Raw genomic sequence first — 14,397 nt, forward strand, 5'->3', positions numbered from 1 at the left:
GTGATCCCCAGCTTCTTGTTGTGCGGCCATCGGGGCGCGAAGGTGAAAACCTGGTTGCGAGCACCAGGTCTCGTGGCGGGATTTAGGGAAACCGGAAACAAAAAGTTGGAGCTCGCTCCGTGCGAAGTTGGAACTTTCGCCTTGCGCGCCCGCTAAGTCATTGAAAAATGGCGATCCCGACAGGATTGAAAGCTGGCAATTAAAACAAAGGGTTAGTTCTACTAACCTTCCGAAATCGTCTCATTGAATCTCATAGAGATTTTTCGAGATCGCCTAACCATCCCCACCCAAAATCTGGAGCAGTTAATGCAGATCCTGCATATCCATCCGGAGCCGCCTGGCGGTTCCGGTAGGACGGTCGCGCGGTTTGATCTCGCGCTTACCGACGAATGCCGATTGTTCGACCTTCGCCTTACCGCCCGCAGTGCCGGTGGCTATTCGGTTTACAGCCCAAACGCCCACGGCACCCGCGTCGCAACGTTCTCACCGAACCTTGTCAAAGAAATCGCCCGCGCCGCTCTCGCCGCGCTGAAGGAGCTTTCGCCGCATGACCGCCTTCAACATTAAATCTGCCGCCCGCGCCCTTGGCGGGAATATTTCTGGCCGCAATCGGATCCTTTGCCCTGGCCCAGGCCACGGAAAGAGGGACCGCTCTTTAAGTGTCACGTTTAGCGATGACGGCAGCTTTGCCGTTCACAGTTTTGCCTGCGACGACTGGCGCGAATGCAAGGACCACGTTCGGGCGTTGCTCGGCTTTGGCCGTTTCGAACCGCAAGCGGGCAACGACAACCGCCCGACGTTCAGCACGGCTGCGCTCCTAGCAGACGCTCTTGACGAGGCACGGCGCACCGAACGCGCGCTCGGCTTCTGGCGTGAGGCCGTGCCGATCGAGGGCACGCTTGCTGCCGCCTATCTTGCGAACCGCGGACTCGCCTATTCCGGCACCGCTTTGCGGTTTCATGCTTCTTGCCCTTTCCGGCAAGAACGCCACCCGGCCATGCTCGGTCTTATGGTCGATATCGTGACAAACGTACCGCGCGGCATTCATAGAACCGCGCTCCTGCCCGACGGGACCGGCAAGGCCGCTCCCGGCAAAATGATGCTGGGCGTTGCCGCCGGTGCTTGCGTCAAACTCACAGACGACGCGGACGTCGCCGAAGGCCTCGGCATTGCGGAAGGCATCGAGACCGCCTTGGCAACTGGCTACGCACCCGTGTGGGCGTGCCTGTCAGCTGGCACCATGCGCGACTTCCCCGTGCTTGGCGGCATAGAGGCGCTGACCATCTTTGCCGATAGCGACAGGACCGGCATTGAGGCCGCAAATGATTGCGGGCGCCGCTGGCATGAGGCTGGACGCGAAGTCACGATTGCAGAACCAATTGAGCCAGGCGCGGACTTCGCGGACCTCGTGAAGGAAGCCGCATAATGACCGCCATTCCGAAACTCAAAGTCACCACGAGCGAGCCGGGCAAGCCGTTTATTCTATCTCCGCTGCCGGTGGCGGCGAACGACAATATCGGCATCCGCCTTCTTTCCTATTCCGAATTCAAGGCACAGGACGGCGGGACGGCCGACTCCCTTATCAAGGGGCTTGTCCGCACCGGAACTCTTATCGCCATCGGCGGCAGACCAGGCGCGGGCAAGACGGCCCTAATGCTTGCCATAGCGGGCGCACTGGACGCGGGCGAGCCGTTCCTTGGCCGTGACACCAAACCAACAACGATTGCCTATGTGGCAGCCGAAGACGGCGGCGACATTGCCAATCGGCTTGAGGCTATGGACAACGAGCGCATCAAGATCGTGAAGTCACCGGAAGGAATGCCACTCACCAAGCCCGACCGGGCGAAGGTGACTGCGCGGGAAATCATTCGGCAGGCGAAGGCACTGGATCCCGACCGCCACGTCCTGCTTGTGGTCGACACCTTGCGCGCTGCGCTTGGCGGTGTGTCAGTGCTGGAGGACAAAACGACCTCTCCCGCGCTCAACGCCTTGCGTGAAGTGGCAGAAAGTGAGGGCGTTGTGGTCGCGGTTCTGAATCATACGAACCGCGAAAACAACAAGGCGACCAAAGGCGAAACGCTCGAAGCCGTCGCGGCGCTGGAGCTTGTCTTGCTGGAAGGTGAAGGCGGCTGGTTCACGATCTATGTCGGCAAGAACCGAAGCGGACCAGGCCACATGAACATCGGGCGCGTTCGCTATACGTCAGCTGAAGTTGGCGACGTAACCGCTGCAGTTGTGGAGCAGATGATTGCCGACGACACGCCAGTTAGTGACGAACCGAAAGAGCGGAGGACGCCTGATAATGCTCGCCTTCTGGAGGGGATTGTCCGTACCGCCCTGTTGGACTCCACGACTTACCTGACGCCATTCGGTCCAGATGGTCCGCGCGTCAAGGCCGTAGACATCACTGCCCTGCGCGAGACTTTCTATGCGCGAAAGACGGGACTGGCCGACAGCAAGCTCAAGGCGTTCAATCGTTCGCTGGATTACTGGTTGCGCAAGGAATGGATCGTGAAGGGAGACTACGGCGTCGAAGGCGCGGTCTGGTTTGGCAGGTCAAGCGAACCGGACACTTAGGAAATGCGCAAATATGACGACAGCCGGACGGACAAGTCCCCAACCAAGTACTTGTCCGTCTTGTCCGGTTGAAAAAGACCGGACGGACAGGACGGAGATATAGGGAATTGTCCGTCTTGTCCGTCACGGCCCACAGAAAAAGAAACCAGAGGAGAACACCATGAAAGCATCCAACACAAATGACCGCATTCGCAATCGAGCCCTTCGACGCTCAACATGAAATCTTCGCCACAGACGGCACGTCAAAATGGACACCGTGCCGGGTGATCGGTGTGACGATCAAGGACGGCGAGCCGTCATACGTCGTTGCGCTGCCAGGCAGTTCGCTCGAATGCCTGGCGCTGGCCGACTACATCCAAATTCCGGAACCATGGCGCCCGCGCCGGCCATCAGCATGAGGATCCGCAATGACCAACCCCGCACCTATCGACGCCTACCAGCGCACCACGGGCCGCGAGCCAGCCAGCGAATCCGCCCGGCCCTACCGTGGGCGGCGCCTTTCGTGGAAGGAGTTCTATCGCGAGCGGCCGGACCTGCGGCCGGACAATGACAACGAGCGGCTGGCCAACCGGCTGTCCGCATAATCAGAAGAAAAAGTATCCGACCGCAATGCCGAGAACCCCCAACACGGCGGGGAAAAAGAAGTCCATTGCCCGCGTCGCGAGGGATGGATTTTCTTTGGCCATTGGACCGTCGAAATTGAAATGGTGTTGAGAAGGCTTTGTCATCGCCGTGGCGGCCACCCGTTTAACTTCGAACAGGCTGCCACACGGACGTTAACGAGTGACAATCAAAACTCGTGCAATGTTAGCAATGCCTAAATCAAAGCAGTCGGTTGTTTCCCGTTAGTGCAGCGTTCCCGATCGATCCTCAACAAAGGTACTGATACCCTCGTCTTCAATGACTCGCATTGCGGCGTCGAGCGCCGCCTGATCGGTTTCAAATTTATCGTCAAAAACAGTCGAGGCGCCCTCGTGGTCCACTACTTCAAGGGTCCAAGCGGTTTCGTGCTCCAAGCGGTAAATTTGGATATCGACGGAGATGCCGCCGCCCGTGACGCGGCTGCAAAGCGCAGACACGATAACGGTGGGATTGCTCTTGTCCTGCATAATAATAGCTTACGCGCCCGGCGCTGGAGAAGGCAAGGCGCCGCTCCGGCTCACCGATACCGATCATACCAGTGCCTTGAGCGTTCTTCCGATTGGCCGAGAGCCAGCCCGACAAGCAAACCGAGAATCCCGCCAAGGACGAAAGCGGACCCGACCGCGCCGGGGTTCTCCCTGACGGGCGTGACAACCGCTTCGGTTGCACGCGAAGCGGCGGCGATCATATCGTCTCGACGTTCGGCTAGCACTGCCCTTAGATTGGCCAGTTCGCGCCGAAGTCCATCAGTATCATCGTCGTCGGTGTTGTTGTCGGCCATGGTGCTGCGCTCCGAAATGGGTGATCACGCGCAACGGCGGGCAGCAGGTAATGGTTCCGCCGCCCAAGGTGGACGGTGTGCAAAGCGTGTATTCACAGTGGAAGTCTATTTCTACGGCCTTGCTGCCGGTTGCCGCCTCCGTCTGTCGCTCTCTTTCTGGCCGGCCGCGGTTTGCGGCGTTTCGGCGGAGGAGGCGTAGCTGCCTGCCGGCGTTCAGTCTGATAGACGATATATGCAGCATAGGCCAATACAGCGAGAACAAACAGCCGGATCATTGGCTCACTCCCATTTCCCGCCCAACACGGACGTCGCCGCGATGGTTCCCGGACTCGCCAGGAACTTCGCAGTTAGGCGTCCGTTTAGGCATGCACCAAGGGGAGGACGTTCGCTATGGATAAGGAAGCAACCAAGAAACGCACCAAGCGCACCAGGCTTGCAAAGGGCCAAGAGTTGGAAGTGCAACACCTGACCGAAACCATGGACCTGTCGCCAAATCAGGCAAAAGCCCTACTTCAGCGCCACGGGAACGACTGGGCAAAGATTCGGGAAGAGGTGGAGAACTATAAGGCTAAAGGGTGACCCGGAGGGGAGGAGGCAACATGCCCAATTTCTATTCCTCGCAAATCGACGAGATTGTCGCTGACACGGCTCTCTCGAACGAAGAAAAAATAGAGAGACTTCTGGTTATTGAATCCCAGGCCCGCGATCTCCAGCGCGCCGCATCGAGCAGTACCGCCGACAATTCGGGAGATACGGATGATGACGTCGCCAAGGTGACACGCGCTCTCGCTCGACTGCGAGAGGCCAGGCCTTAGCAGACGCGGTAGGGGGTGCCTTCATCTCTGGTGCCCCTCAGCCGCAGGACCGCTCAGGGAACGCACGCGCGACGCCGCAGGTTTTCAGAATATTTTTGATGGGCTGGGATCCAGATTCTGCCCGGCCGCTCTCAAACCTCAACGGATCTCTCGCAGCCTTGCCATCGCTTCCTATTGCCAAGGGTAGCTTGACAGCAAAAAACAAAAAAAGACCGGCGGGATGATGTGCCGGTCTTTTTCCTACTATGTGTGGCCAGCGGGAGGAGTGCTGGCCGTGAACGTGTCAGGCGATCTTGAGATCCTTCATCGCCTTCTCGAAGACGTCCTTGATCGGCTTGGACACGTCGTCGGCGGCCTTGGTCGTCACGGTCTGAAATTCCTTGGCCTGCTCGACGGTCTTTTCAACCTGCTTGCGGAAGAAGGCAGTCTGCAGTTCGATGAACTCGGACGGCGACTTCACGGCAACCAGCGCTTCGAGGTGCGAGAAGCCGGCTTCGGCATTGGCGCGCAAGGCGGCGATCATATTCAGCGACAGTTCGTTGCCGACAGTCTTGGCGGTTTCGAAGCTCGACTGCAGAGCCTTCTGGGTCGTCTCGGTGCCCGAGGCAAATTTTGCATAGGCTTCTTTCGACTGCTCGACGCCCTTTTCGGCGACAGCGCGGAACTGGTCGGCAGTCTTCGACGCGTCGAAGGTGGGGAATGCGGTGTTTTCAATGGTGTCAGCGGTCTTGGACATATTCCATCCTTTTTGGTGGACAGCCTTTCACAAAAGCCGTCTCGTTCATTTATGATGCTGCCGTAACGGAAAGTGCGGTGCATTGCAACATTATTGTGCATTGCACCATAAACTTTCTTCCCCAACGTAAACCTATTGCTGAATTTTTTTCTACATGTAGTGCCAGAGCCTCTATAAAACTCCCACATCTTGACTTTCTAGGCGAATTCGCCTATACGTTTTTCTGCGCTTCGGCGCGCCAATAACAACGCGGTCACGCGGATAGCCCCGGCCCGGCCGGACAGACTGAGCAGCCGCGGACACGGCGATTCATCCACTCGGGGAACTTCAAAAATGACAATCACCACTGCCGGCTCGCTGCCGGCCGCCACCTTGTGCGCGGCTAATGACAATCGCCCGGCGTGGCCTGCCAATCCTGGGAAACCGTCAACACCGGAAACGGCAGACTTCTGGTTGAACTGGTCACCGCGTAAGCCCGAAAGGCTGACGCCGGTCGTCCGCAAGCCAAGGGCGCCACGCGAGGCCGCCAACGACAACGCCAAATACCCCCGCCGATACACGGATGGCGGCGTCTGGTCGCCTCCTCCGCGATTGCCTGTCAATGACAATCCGGAGCCGGTCGCGACATTGCCCACTAGCCTGCCTGTGAAGGCTGCCGACTTCCCCGACATGCACTCCTATCGCGCATGGTCGGATACCATCAGGAGGAAGGCGAAACCTGTCCTGTCGTGGCCGACAATCGAGCGTCTTGAGCGGCTGGAGTCGCCGAATAGCGCAAAGCTGCTGGCAACGTGGGCGGAGCTATCTCAACCGCCCCGGCCGGTGGCGGAAAACGATAACGACCCGGAGCATGCGATTATCGAAGAGGACAAGCGCGAAGACATCCGCCCGAGCATCGGTGAGATTGCCGCCGCAATTGGCTGGACGAAGGTTGGACGGGAACGGAGCGAGCCTGCGGGCCGGTTTGTATCTCTGTACGAACGACCTGACGGCCGGCTGGCCGGTAAAGAGCACGGCAAGGTTGCCAGGGAAACCCATTCGGCCGTCGCGCCAGAAGGGAAACGGAATGGCGGCTTCGCGCTCGGCGACCTGCGGTTCAATCCGGCCGGCCATCTTGTCGAGTTCGGCATGACCAAGAGCGGCAAGGTGCTTCGCCCCGTCGAGCAGAAGCGCGCAGCCAAAGGTGAAGATAAGCAGCCCAAGGGCAGAACTGATGCGCAGATTTGGTCATATCTGGCCCTACGCGGAGAATGGCCAGACGAACCGAAATACGTGATGCCTGGCGAGGCGCCCACGTTCAAGCGAAGGCCAGATGCAGCCAAGGCGCATAAAATGCTGCAGCGCCGCTACGCCGAGTGCGGTGTCAATCTTGATTGCGTTGTGGACTTCAGTGAAGCCCGCCGCCTTGCTGGTATCCCCCACGGGGAGCGCTGCCCGACCGTATTAAAAACTGGATGGGAATTTGTTGGCGGTGTGTCGCGAATGATTGGCACGGCAAAGGGTGGCACGAGCGAACCGGACTTCGGCGCACATCGGTCGGCGGTCGAGTTGGCGCGATGCGCTGATTTCGAGTGCCTGCGGAAGGCTATAGGCGAGCACGCGGAAGTCCTCGACATGGCTTGTACTGACGCAACGGCGAAGCAGATTGGCCTATCGCGCGGGTATAGAGACAGCTACGCCGAGAAGGGTGGAATCGCCGCGATAAATAAGGCGCTGAAGGTATTTTCAGAAATCTTCGGCAGCAATGTCAGGTAAAGCGCCGCGCCGGAGCGTATAGAGCAAGAGAAAGAGTTCTATTTGCCGCCGCTGCTTCCCCGAGCAGGGAGCGGCATTAGCGGCGCTGTTTGTCCACGGCGCCGCAACCTTTCCTAATTCCGTCATCCCATGCGGCCGCTGCCGGCAGCGTGGTCGATCGATCCCGCCCGACGCACTCCGCGTCGGCGGGATAACGTTTTTTTGTTCTGCAAACCAACCAACTTCGAAAATCAAAGGAATTGAAATGACCACGACCGTCCAGGCCGTTCACGCGCTTGCCGCGCGATGCGGTTTTCCTAAGAAACGTGTGCGCGCTGTGGCGCGGGTACTTACAGACGGCGGCTCGCTGCCTTCTGGCGCCCCCGGCAAGTCGCCTAATCTATCTCCAGAACATGTCGTAGACCTGCTGATCGGGTGTGCGGTCGACGTGTCGTTGCGCGCGGTTTCAGACACCGTTTCCCTCTACCGCGGGCTCCGCATGCCTGGACACGATGCGCGCGGCATGCCGCGGGGCCTTGCGGCTCAGTATCGATCTGCCGGTGAATACCTCGACATCATGGCTGAAATCGCGGCTCACGGCGATGCGGCCGACGCCCGGAAAATAAAGATTGAGATAGTCGGAAATTGGCCCGAAGTCGCCCTGCACAACCTGGAAGGCATCGTTCGCTTTCGAGAGGCCGGAACCTTGGCAGATCATTGGGGCGAACGCGGGCACCGCAAATCAACGACAGTCAACGGCGCCGCATTTGTCGACGCCATTTCCGATCTTTTTTGGAGCGAAATAACATGGCCATTTTCAAACAGAAACCACAGGCGTCCGCCCCTACTACGTTCTGTGTGCGAACGCTTGGCGAGGCACTACCTGAGCATGAAGTGCTTTCGAAACGAGACGCCGAGTTTGTCGCGCTGGTTTGCCAGGCCGAGGCAGAGAGAGTACGTCTGCTACAGGTCGACCAGAAGAGTTTCGAAACAGAGCAGCGGAAGGCCCGCGTTGCCTCCCTTGCGGAGGGCATTGGGTCTGTTGATGAACTTCCCGAAGAACCTAAGTCGCTGATGGGCGCCAGGTTCGCGGAAATCAATAGGCAAACCGCTGACCTCCGCTCGGCCAGAGACGTTCTTCGCGAGAAACTCACAACGGCCCGCATGAAGGCGTCAGCCATCATCGTAGATGAGGTCCGTGCCGAGTATCGCACCCGCGTTTACGCGGTGTGCAAGGCGCTGATAGCGGCATTCCAGGCCAGTCGGTCGCTCGAAGACCTCAAGTCGGATCTCAACGACAAAGAGGTAGCGTGGACGTCACTCAATCCAGTTGGCGTAGAAGGCTTACACCATCGTTTCGCACATTTCCTGCAGGAGTCGATCAGATGCGGCTTCATCGACGCAGCCGAAGTGCCGGGAGCCCTAAAATGAGCAAGCTAGAGCGAGCGACAGCGCGGACAAATCGTCGTGAACATACGGTCTCGTTAAACGGCAAGCCGTTCGAGGTCGCAGATTTCGATCCTGTGGCGATGGCGAGGTCCATCAAGCGCCGCAAGAAGCCCGCCACGCTGGCGGAGAAGAAAGCCCGCGTCGAGAAGCTTGCGAGGCTGCATGGCCTTGCTTGAACTCGAAACACGTACAAAGTCGATCGACCCTGCCGACGGAAACTTGATCGCCGGTTACGCCGCTATCTTTCATTCGGAGGCCGTCATCGCAGGCGAGTTCCGGGAGAAGATAGCGCCCGGCGCGTTCGCCCGCTCTCTGCGAGAGAACGACGTCGTCGCCTTGATAGCCCACGACAGCGGGCGCGTTTTGGGGCGCATGTCCAGCGGTACGCTTCGCCTCCGGGAAGACGCCAAGGGCCTAGCCTTCGATCTCCATGCTGATCCCTCTACACCAGATGGCGCGACGGCCCTCGGCCTTGTCCGCAGGCGGGATCTGCGTGGGATGTCATTTGGTTTCAGGGTGCGGGACGAAGCTTGGACTGAAACCAGCGGCCTGCCTCTTCGAACGCTCAATGATATCGACCTGGCCGAGATCACACTAACCGCGTTCCCGGCGTATGAGAACACAACCGCAGCATTGCGCAGCCTTGCAGCCTTCCGGAGCGCAGCAGCAGCCCGCCTAGCCATGCGGATGAAGACTGACTTGCGCGTGCGAGGGCGGCAGCTGTAGCCGGGCCGGGGCCTCCGCATCGCTCCGGGCCGTTTACCCTTAGTACCGGTCAGGGGCGTCGCGCACGCAAGCGACTCCCCGATTGAATCGTGATTCCTAAAAGGAGGCAAAATGGGCGAAAAGCCACAAAAGCCGCCGGCACACCTGTCGCCAGCGGCGCGCAAGTTCTTTCGCGGCGTGGTCGAGGACTACTGCCTGGACGAGCATCACATCAAGCTTTTGGTGCTGGCTTGCGAAGCCTTAGACCGCGGCGAGCAAGCGCGAAAAACGCTGGCAGATTCGGGGGTTACGTTCATCGACCGCTTCGGCTGCCCCCGCGCGCACCCTTGCGTCGCAATCGAACGCGACTCGCGCCTGGCATACGCCAGGCTGCTCAGAGAGCTTTGCCTAGATGACGATGACGGCTCGCCGCAAGAGACGGCGAGACCGCCCGCATTGCGGGACAATAGAGGTTAAAAATGCCACGAAAATCGCGAAAATCGAAGCGCAGACAAACCGTTTCCGACGCCTGGATCTTATGGGCATGCGACGGGGAAATACCTGAAGATGAGCCGAGGCGGGACGACTGGCTAACGTTCCAATACTTCAGCAACGAAGCCGAGTTACGCGCCTTCTGGCAGCAAGACGGCCAGCGCGCGATTGAAGCGTGGATCGCGGCAAACGGGCCAGGCACGCGACCTGCCAATTACTGGCGATACGCTCTCCCCCGAGCCGGTGAACTACGGTTTGGCCATCCGCTTGCCTCGCCGTTTTTAGACGATGAATCCCAGGCAGAATACTTGGTGCGGCACGGGCTTTTGTTGAACGGCGAGCGCGTCTAAGAGCCTGAATCAAAAAGGATGTTTTGATATCAAGCTCTTGCGAGCCTGCGTGTGAGCAGGCGAATGTGGGCGACGTATAACCAGGCTTCTGCGGAGGCGATGGATTTCTCCCAGTCCTTAGCCAGCCTGCGGCATCGCCCCAGCCATGCGAATGTGCGCTCCACGACCCAGCGGCGCGGCAGGACCTCGAAGCCTTTGGCTTTGTCCGTCCGCTTGACGATCTCCAGGGTGAACGTGCCGATCTTTTGCATCGCGCCCTTAAGCTTCGGCCCGGCATAGCCGCCGTCGGCGAAGACGTGTCGCAGCCACGGCCAGCGTTCGAGAATGGTCTTGAGGGCAGCCGGTGCGCCGTCCCGGTCCTGGATATCGGCGGCATGGACGACGAGACCGACCATCAGCCCGATGGTGTCGACAACGATGTGACGCTTGCGCCCGTTGATCTTCTTTCCTGCGTCGAAGCCCCGAATTCCGCCGCTTTCCGTGGTCTTGACCGATTGGCTGTCGATCACGCCCGCCGTCGGACTCGCTTCCCGACCCTCGGCCTCGCGCGCCGCCATGACGAGGCTGTTGCTGATGGTCCGCAACAGGCCCTCCTCACGCCAGCGATAGAAGTACTTCTGCACCGTTGAAAAGGGTGGGAAGTCTTTCGGCAGCAATCGCCACGCGCCGCCCGACGAGGCGAGGTAAAGAAGTGCGTTCACGACCTCGCGCAGGTCCGTCTTGCGCGGCCGGCCGATGCGGTTCGCCGACGGCATCATCGGCGCAATCAGCGCCCACTCCGCATCGGTCAGATCGCTTGCGTAACGGGCGCAACGCCGCTCATAATGCGCACGGGTGATTTCAGTCCAGGCCATCGTGATCTCCATCAGATCTCGCAAATCCGACGGAATCACAACCTGCTGAAATCACTCAACTCTTTTTGGAACGGACACTAACGTACGAACCGTCAGACGTTCTCTGCCGTGATTTTGCGGTAGAACTCATTGATAAAATCCGCAGTTACGACGCCCATCGGATCGCAGGAAAAGTTGATCAGATTCAGTGCGAGAACAGTGCAGCGGGCGGATAAGTCGTCCAATTGTGCGGGAGTGGTCCGCTGAATCTGTGTTCCTTTCTTGAGCGGCTTATTGCGGCGGCGCATGACTAGCCGCTTGTTCTTGTCTGTTTGAATGACGCTGTGGACAAATGTGTTCCGCTGCGCCGCTATCTCTACCGCCTCATTCAGCAATGGTTCTATGGCCTGCAGGTGTGCTTGGTATTTGGGGTCCGACGAGAACACAGCGCGCAAATAGGGCGGCTTTCGATTGAAAGATCTTGGAAGTTGCTGCTCGAATTTTCGTGGATTAAGCACCTCGTGGACGTAGAAAATGATGGTATCGAGCGCTTCTTCGGCGAATGCCCAACTGACTGCCAGGTGCCCGATATGGGCGCACAGCTTCTGATATTCAGGCGGGCTTTGATCTAACCCCATGCCAATGCCTGCCAAAGCGGGATTTTCTTTATAGGAGAACAAGCATCACCATGGCATTCAATGTCCAGCCCGGCGAAACTATTTTGATAGGTTGCCCTTTACCCTTATCGCGGCCTGTCCGAATGTTTCTACGACTGCATTCTTGGCTTCGTCCATTACTCTCCGGCTGTGCGCGTCTGGTGGCGCGAGAACGTTGATAGCGTGCAGCATGGAATCCTTCATCTCCTGAAGTTTCCCCATCGGATCGGTATGATCCAAAGCTATGCCCGCGACGTGCGCCCGCATAAACAGCTCCAACGCAATTATTCGACCTTGTAGGTGATCGTCCATTTGTCATTCCCCCATTTTGCCCTGCGAGGCTAGCGTACCGGGTAGGTGGAGTCGATTCACCTGCCGCTTTGCTAGCGCACACTGCGCGCCGGACCGCTCCCCCTTTTCATTGCCGCACAAATAGAAGGCCGGCGCCATTCGGGGGGTAGTGAACAGCGCCGGCCCAGGCAGTCCTTTAAAGGTCCACCGCAGCTACCAACGTAACGTAGCGTAAGCCTCCCGCAAGCCGCACTTTCGCAACTCCACAGGAAACAAATGACCCGACTTACACAACCCGCACCCGCGGGATCGCCGCCGCTTGCCGCGGCGCTCGCCTTCACCGCTTCAATTTCAATCATTCTCTCGCTGGCCTGCCTAGCCGGCTGCGTAAATCGGAACGGAGAGGTCATGCCGGGAGCCAGAAAAAGGGAGCCGGGGAGGTCTTTCCCGGCCCATCAAGGTGGACTGGGCGGGCGCTTTTGTTAGATCATCTGCCGCCTCAGTCGAGTGTCAAACGGGGAACGTCCGGCGCATGTTCCCTCGATTGTGCCAAGGTGCCTTGCCCTGGCCGTCCGATCAACCCTTGAGACGATCCCGGATCTTGTCCTCGGTCTTCCCCAGGCCCTTTTTAGTGCTTTCATCAAGCTCGTCGGCAGTTCCGGCTGCACTAGCGTTCTTGTCACCAGTCGCCGCTTTGCCGATCCTTTTCCGGTCTTCGCCGCGCTTGGCGGAGCCTTTCACTTCATCTTTGTTCATGGCTCTCTCCATAACTGGAGAAACCAACATGCGCGCTCACTAAAAGTTCCAGTTTAAGCGCATGCGAGCGGCCAGAGCGGACTGCCGCTACCGGTCAACTTTCTCCGCTTCTGCGTAGACCGCGCGCGTTGAGACGATGAGCATCTACGAGATCGTCAGCATGCTCCGAGATCGGACGTGGGCGTCCGCCAAGGAGAGCGAACGGCCCGCTCGCTTAGCCCCGTCAGAACAAGGCCGTCCAGTTCGGCGGGCCATTCGGTGAACTTATCGTACACCGTCCACAGCTCGTCGGGATCCTTTTGGATATCCTAACGTGGGGGCATTTGCAGACGCTAAGGGCAGGCTGAAGATGATGGCAAGGTGGGACGATAGAAGAGCGCTGCACTGACGGTCAGATATGTATTCCCGGATAAGTTGCCGGACGCGAAGCTAACGACAACTTTCGGCCTGGTAAGTAGATTGTTCTCACAGGCTGGGGGAACAGACCTCCCCCGGTTCAACTTGAAGGCCCGGCCGATAACGTCCCTTCCGGTCGGGCCTCTCTTTATGTTCTGGATTAGGTCACTCATTCGGAAGGGCACTGGCAGCCTGCTTATAGCCAGGATGCAGTTCAGCCCTCGGAGTCCGCATCCAAGGCGCTTTATCGCCCGTGACTGCCTCAATGGCCGTGACGATCGCCGCATTCAATTCTGTCAGCGCGCGGGAATGGTCGCATGACGGGGAGATGATCGGATCGCAGCAGGCGCGGTGCAGTTCCGTCGCCGCGTTCATGAACCGCTCGATTTCGGATTGGGTGAGGTAGGTGATTTCCTTACGCCTGGACATGGCTATCTCCGATGGGTTGAGAATCGCCGCACTAGGACATTATTCCTGACGCGCTGAATGGGACCAAGGCTTGCCCAAAAAGGCTAAAGTTGCCGGAAGCCTGCCAGACGCGATAGCGTTGGGGCGCAGCGCAATTTGGGGTTGGGGTATATGGCTAGGCTTGAGGACAAGCCATTCAACGAATACGTGACGATTAAGGCCGCGCGAGGTCAACGTCAGAACATTTCCAGCGCCCGCGAGGCCGCCGATTGGCTGCTCTATAAATGGCCGGCCGAGGAGGACACGGACAAAGCTTGGCGGGCGCGCAAGGCCTGCCTTGAAGCTCTGCAGGGGAAGGTCGAGACGGCAGCTGCTCGCCAGGCATTCAGAGACGCTGCCGAGGAAGCGGGCATCCTGATCGGCGACGCTTTCCGGCCGGCGCCCAAGCCCATGAAGCGGAAACGATAGTCCTGCGCTGGCAGAATAACAATCTTGCAACTGGGCCGAACTTCTTGCGAACATCCACGGCGGATTCGCCGGAGATTGCAATTCTTGCGCGTGTTGAGAGGCATCCATGCACGATCATAGATCCCCGCGTCCAATCCCTTTGCGCTGAATTCGACGTCGAGATTGTTCCCGGCAGCATTTATTCTGAGCCGGGGCAGACCAGGGCGCCGGTGACCATCCACGGCGAGGCCCACGCGCGCCTCGTCCTGTGCGGAGGACAAGGGCAAACGCGCTGGCTGACCAGCGCGTTTTTACAGGTAACGTAACCC

At 58.9% G+C, this 14,397-nt stretch carries 24 protein-coding genes; 14 read left to right on the forward strand and 10 right to left on the reverse strand.

The annotated features are described in order from the left end of the window. The first annotated feature begins 243 nt into the window (after window positions 1-243). The 5 genes from ACG873_RS07140 to ACG873_RS07160 all read left to right on the forward strand — a co-directional run bounded on the left by ACG873_RS07140 (window position 244) and on the right by ACG873_RS07160 (window position 3,161). Window positions 244-567 (forward strand): hypothetical protein, encoded by a 324-nt coding sequence (locus ACG873_RS07140; protein WP_394891093.1) that lies wholly within the window; start codon window positions 244-246, stop codon window positions 565-567. Continuing rightward, the gene (locus ACG873_RS07145) at window positions 548-1,426 is read left to right on the forward strand and encodes a DUF7146 domain-containing protein (protein WP_394891094.1); all 879 of its coding nucleotides are present in this window, start codon (window positions 548-550) and stop codon (window positions 1,424-1,426) included. The genes ACG873_RS07140 and ACG873_RS07145 overlap by 20 nt, the downstream gene beginning before the upstream one ends. After that, window positions 1,426-2,577 carry an AAA family ATPase gene (locus tag ACG873_RS07150; protein ID WP_394891095.1) on the forward strand — a complete coding sequence of 384 codons (1,152 nt, stop codon included), beginning with the start codon at window positions 1,426-1,428 and terminating at the stop codon, window positions 2,575-2,577. Before ACG873_RS07145 ends, ACG873_RS07150 begins: the two co-directional genes overlap by 1 nt. Window positions 2,578-2,756: 179 nt before the next feature. Further along, window positions 2,757-2,975 carry a hypothetical protein gene (locus ACG873_RS07155; RefSeq protein WP_394891096.1) on the forward strand — a complete coding sequence of 73 codons (219 nt, stop codon included), beginning with the start codon at window positions 2,757-2,759 and terminating at the stop codon, window positions 2,973-2,975. A gap of 9 nt (window positions 2,976-2,984) precedes the next feature. Then, complete coding sequence (locus ACG873_RS07160) at window positions 2,985-3,161, forward strand: hypothetical protein (protein ID WP_394891097.1); 177 nt, start codon at window positions 2,985-2,987, stop codon at window positions 3,159-3,161. On the opposite strand, the gene ACG873_RS07165 is transcribed toward ACG873_RS07160, so the two are convergent. From ACG873_RS07165 to ACG873_RS07175, 3 genes are all read right to left on the reverse strand, one after another. Then, window positions 3,162-3,320, reverse strand: a complete 159-nt coding sequence (locus tag ACG873_RS07165; protein ID WP_394890999.1) for a hypothetical protein — start codon at window positions 3,318-3,320, stop codon at window positions 3,162-3,164. A 102-nt stretch (window positions 3,321-3,422) separates the two neighbouring features. After that, entirely contained in the window at window positions 3,423-3,686 is a 264-nt protein-coding gene (locus tag ACG873_RS07170) for a hypothetical protein (RefSeq protein ID WP_394891098.1), read from the reverse strand. Window positions 3,687-3,736: 50 nt separating this feature from the next. Continuing rightward, complete coding sequence (locus ACG873_RS07175; RefSeq protein ID WP_394891099.1) at window positions 3,737-4,000, reverse strand: hypothetical protein; 264 nt, start codon at window positions 3,998-4,000, stop codon at window positions 3,737-3,739. A gap of 390 nt (window positions 4,001-4,390) precedes the next feature. On the opposite strand from ACG873_RS07175, the gene ACG873_RS07180 reads away from it, so the two are divergent. Both ACG873_RS07180 and ACG873_RS07185 read left to right on the forward strand, forming a co-directional pair. Continuing rightward, window positions 4,391-4,579, forward strand: coding sequence for a hypothetical protein (locus tag ACG873_RS07180; protein ID WP_394891100.1), 189 nt, complete (start codon window positions 4,391-4,393; stop codon window positions 4,577-4,579). A gap of 20 nt (window positions 4,580-4,599) precedes the next feature. Continuing rightward, window positions 4,600-4,815, forward strand: a complete 216-nt coding sequence (locus tag ACG873_RS07185) for a hypothetical protein (protein WP_394891101.1) — start codon at window positions 4,600-4,602, stop codon at window positions 4,813-4,815. Between the two features lie 283 nt (window positions 4,816-5,098). Here ACG873_RS07185 and ACG873_RS07190 read toward each other — a convergent pair whose 3' ends face one another. Beyond that, on the reverse strand, window positions 5,099-5,551 hold the full coding sequence (locus tag ACG873_RS07190) for a phasin (protein WP_394891102.1): 453 nt from the start codon (window positions 5,549-5,551) through the stop codon (window positions 5,099-5,101). A 333-nt stretch (window positions 5,552-5,884) separates the two neighbouring features. Between ACG873_RS07190 and ACG873_RS07195 the strand changes: the two genes are divergently transcribed. After that, window positions 5,885-7,306 (forward strand): hypothetical protein, encoded by a 1,422-nt coding sequence (locus ACG873_RS07195; protein ID WP_394891103.1) that lies wholly within the window; start codon window positions 5,885-5,887, stop codon window positions 7,304-7,306. Between the two features lie 445 nt (window positions 7,307-7,751). Here ACG873_RS07195 and ACG873_RS07200 read toward each other — a convergent pair whose 3' ends face one another. Continuing rightward, window positions 7,752-8,003 (reverse strand): hypothetical protein, encoded by a 252-nt coding sequence (locus tag ACG873_RS07200; RefSeq protein WP_394891104.1) that lies wholly within the window; start codon window positions 8,001-8,003, stop codon window positions 7,752-7,754. An 89-nt stretch (window positions 8,004-8,092) separates the two neighbouring features. Here ACG873_RS07200 and ACG873_RS07205 point away from each other — a divergent pair, with 89 nt between their 5' ends. The 5 genes from ACG873_RS07205 to ACG873_RS07225 all read left to right on the forward strand — a co-directional run bounded on the left by ACG873_RS07205 (window position 8,093) and on the right by ACG873_RS07225 (window position 10,281). Next, window positions 8,093-8,716: a hypothetical protein gene (locus tag ACG873_RS07205; RefSeq protein ID WP_394891105.1), complete on the forward strand. Its 624-nt coding sequence runs from the start codon at window positions 8,093-8,095 to the stop codon at window positions 8,714-8,716. Next, complete coding sequence (locus tag ACG873_RS07210) at window positions 8,713-8,910, forward strand: hypothetical protein (protein ID WP_394891106.1); 198 nt, start codon at window positions 8,713-8,715, stop codon at window positions 8,908-8,910. Before ACG873_RS07205 ends, ACG873_RS07210 begins: the two co-directional genes overlap by 4 nt. After that, window positions 8,897-9,460 (forward strand): HK97 family phage prohead protease, encoded by a 564-nt coding sequence (locus tag ACG873_RS07215; protein WP_394891107.1) that lies wholly within the window; start codon window positions 8,897-8,899, stop codon window positions 9,458-9,460. Before ACG873_RS07210 ends, ACG873_RS07215 begins: the two co-directional genes overlap by 14 nt. Window positions 9,461-9,571: 111 nt before the next feature. Further along, window positions 9,572-9,916, forward strand: coding sequence for a hypothetical protein (locus ACG873_RS07220; RefSeq protein WP_394891108.1), 345 nt, complete (start codon window positions 9,572-9,574; stop codon window positions 9,914-9,916). Between the two features lie 2 nt (window positions 9,917-9,918). After that, the gene (locus ACG873_RS07225; protein ID WP_394891109.1) at window positions 9,919-10,281 is read left to right on the forward strand and encodes a hypothetical protein; all 363 of its coding nucleotides are present in this window, start codon (window positions 9,919-9,921) and stop codon (window positions 10,279-10,281) included. A 29-nt stretch (window positions 10,282-10,310) separates the two neighbouring features. Here ACG873_RS07225 and ACG873_RS07230 read toward each other — a convergent pair whose 3' ends face one another. The 5 genes from ACG873_RS07230 to ACG873_RS07250 form a co-directional block, all read right to left on the reverse strand. Continuing rightward, the gene (locus ACG873_RS07230; RefSeq protein WP_394885740.1) at window positions 10,311-11,135 is read right to left on the reverse strand and encodes an IS5 family transposase; all 825 of its coding nucleotides are present in this window, start codon (window positions 11,133-11,135) and stop codon (window positions 10,311-10,313) included. A gap of 92 nt (window positions 11,136-11,227) precedes the next feature. Continuing rightward, window positions 11,228-11,794, reverse strand: coding sequence for a hypothetical protein (locus tag ACG873_RS07235; RefSeq protein WP_394891110.1), 567 nt, complete (start codon window positions 11,792-11,794; stop codon window positions 11,228-11,230). Window positions 11,795-11,830: 36 nt separating this feature from the next. Then, window positions 11,831-12,082 (reverse strand): hypothetical protein, encoded by a 252-nt coding sequence (locus ACG873_RS07240; RefSeq protein WP_394891111.1) that lies wholly within the window; start codon window positions 12,080-12,082, stop codon window positions 11,831-11,833. A gap of 555 nt (window positions 12,083-12,637) precedes the next feature. Next, window positions 12,638-12,817: a CsbD family protein gene (locus ACG873_RS07245; protein WP_394891112.1), complete on the reverse strand. Its 180-nt coding sequence runs from the start codon at window positions 12,815-12,817 to the stop codon at window positions 12,638-12,640. Window positions 12,818-13,378: 561 nt separating this feature from the next. Continuing rightward, window positions 13,379-13,642: a hypothetical protein gene (locus ACG873_RS07250; protein ID WP_394891113.1), complete on the reverse strand. Its 264-nt coding sequence runs from the start codon at window positions 13,640-13,642 to the stop codon at window positions 13,379-13,381. A gap of 150 nt (window positions 13,643-13,792) precedes the next feature. On the opposite strand from ACG873_RS07250, the gene ACG873_RS07255 reads away from it, so the two are divergent. Further along, on the forward strand, window positions 13,793-14,089 hold the full coding sequence (locus tag ACG873_RS07255; protein WP_394891114.1) for a DUF982 domain-containing protein: 297 nt from the start codon (window positions 13,793-13,795) through the stop codon (window positions 14,087-14,089). The last annotated feature ends 308 nt before the right edge of the window (window positions 14,090-14,397 follow it).

Source organism: Allomesorhizobium aridi (assembly GCF_043769475.1).
Taxonomy (GTDB): domain Bacteria; phylum Pseudomonadota; class Alphaproteobacteria; order Rhizobiales; family Rhizobiaceae; genus Allomesorhizobium.

Coding starts and splice junctions, on each gene's coding strand:
- ACG873_RS07145 (WP_394891094.1), top strand. CDS start 548: ATGACCGCCTTCAACATTAAATCTGCCGCCCGCGCCCTTGGCGGGAAT.
- ACG873_RS07150 (WP_394891095.1), top strand. CDS start 1,426: ATGACCGCCATTCCGAAACTCAAAGTCACCACGAGCGAGCCGGGCAAG.
- ACG873_RS07155 (WP_394891096.1), top strand. CDS start 2,757: ATGACCGCATTCGCAATCGAGCCCTTCGACGCTCAACATGAAATCTTC.
- ACG873_RS07160 (WP_394891097.1), top strand. CDS start 2,985: ATGACCAACCCCGCACCTATCGACGCCTACCAGCGCACCACGGGCCGC.
- ACG873_RS07170 (WP_394891098.1), bottom strand. CDS start 3,686: ATGCAGGACAAGAGCAATCCCACCGTTATCGTGTCTGCGCTTTGCAGC.
- ACG873_RS07175 (WP_394891099.1), bottom strand. CDS start 4,000: ATGGCCGACAACAACACCGACGACGATGATACTGATGGACTTCGGCGC.
- ACG873_RS07180 (WP_394891100.1), top strand. CDS start 4,391: ATGGATAAGGAAGCAACCAAGAAACGCACCAAGCGCACCAGGCTTGCA.
- ACG873_RS07185 (WP_394891101.1), top strand. CDS start 4,600: ATGCCCAATTTCTATTCCTCGCAAATCGACGAGATTGTCGCTGACACG.
- ACG873_RS07190 (WP_394891102.1), bottom strand. CDS start 5,551: ATGTCCAAGACCGCTGACACCATTGAAAACACCGCATTCCCCACCTTC.
- ACG873_RS07195 (WP_394891103.1), top strand. CDS start 5,885: ATGACAATCACCACTGCCGGCTCGCTGCCGGCCGCCACCTTGTGCGCG.
- ACG873_RS07200 (WP_394891104.1), bottom strand. CDS start 8,003: ATGATCTGCCAAGGTTCCGGCCTCTCGAAAGCGAACGATGCCTTCCAG.
- ACG873_RS07205 (WP_394891105.1), top strand. CDS start 8,093: ATGGCCATTTTCAAACAGAAACCACAGGCGTCCGCCCCTACTACGTTC.
- ACG873_RS07210 (WP_394891106.1), top strand. CDS start 8,713: ATGAGCAAGCTAGAGCGAGCGACAGCGCGGACAAATCGTCGTGAACAT.
- ACG873_RS07215 (WP_394891107.1), top strand. CDS start 8,897: ATGGCCTTGCTTGAACTCGAAACACGTACAAAGTCGATCGACCCTGCC.
- ACG873_RS07220 (WP_394891108.1), top strand. CDS start 9,572: ATGGGCGAAAAGCCACAAAAGCCGCCGGCACACCTGTCGCCAGCGGCG.
- ACG873_RS07225 (WP_394891109.1), top strand. CDS start 9,919: ATGCCACGAAAATCGCGAAAATCGAAGCGCAGACAAACCGTTTCCGAC.
- ACG873_RS07230 (WP_394885740.1), bottom strand. CDS start 11,135: ATGGCCTGGACTGAAATCACCCGTGCGCATTATGAGCGGCGTTGCGCC.
- ACG873_RS07240 (WP_394891111.1), bottom strand. CDS start 12,082: ATGGACGATCACCTACAAGGTCGAATAATTGCGTTGGAGCTGTTTATG.
- ACG873_RS07245 (WP_394891112.1), bottom strand. CDS start 12,817: ATGAACAAAGATGAAGTGAAAGGCTCCGCCAAGCGCGGCGAAGACCGG.
- ACG873_RS07250 (WP_394891113.1), bottom strand. CDS start 13,642: ATGTCCAGGCGTAAGGAAATCACCTACCTCACCCAATCCGAAATCGAG.
- ACG873_RS07255 (WP_394891114.1), top strand. CDS start 13,793: ATGGCTAGGCTTGAGGACAAGCCATTCAACGAATACGTGACGATTAAG.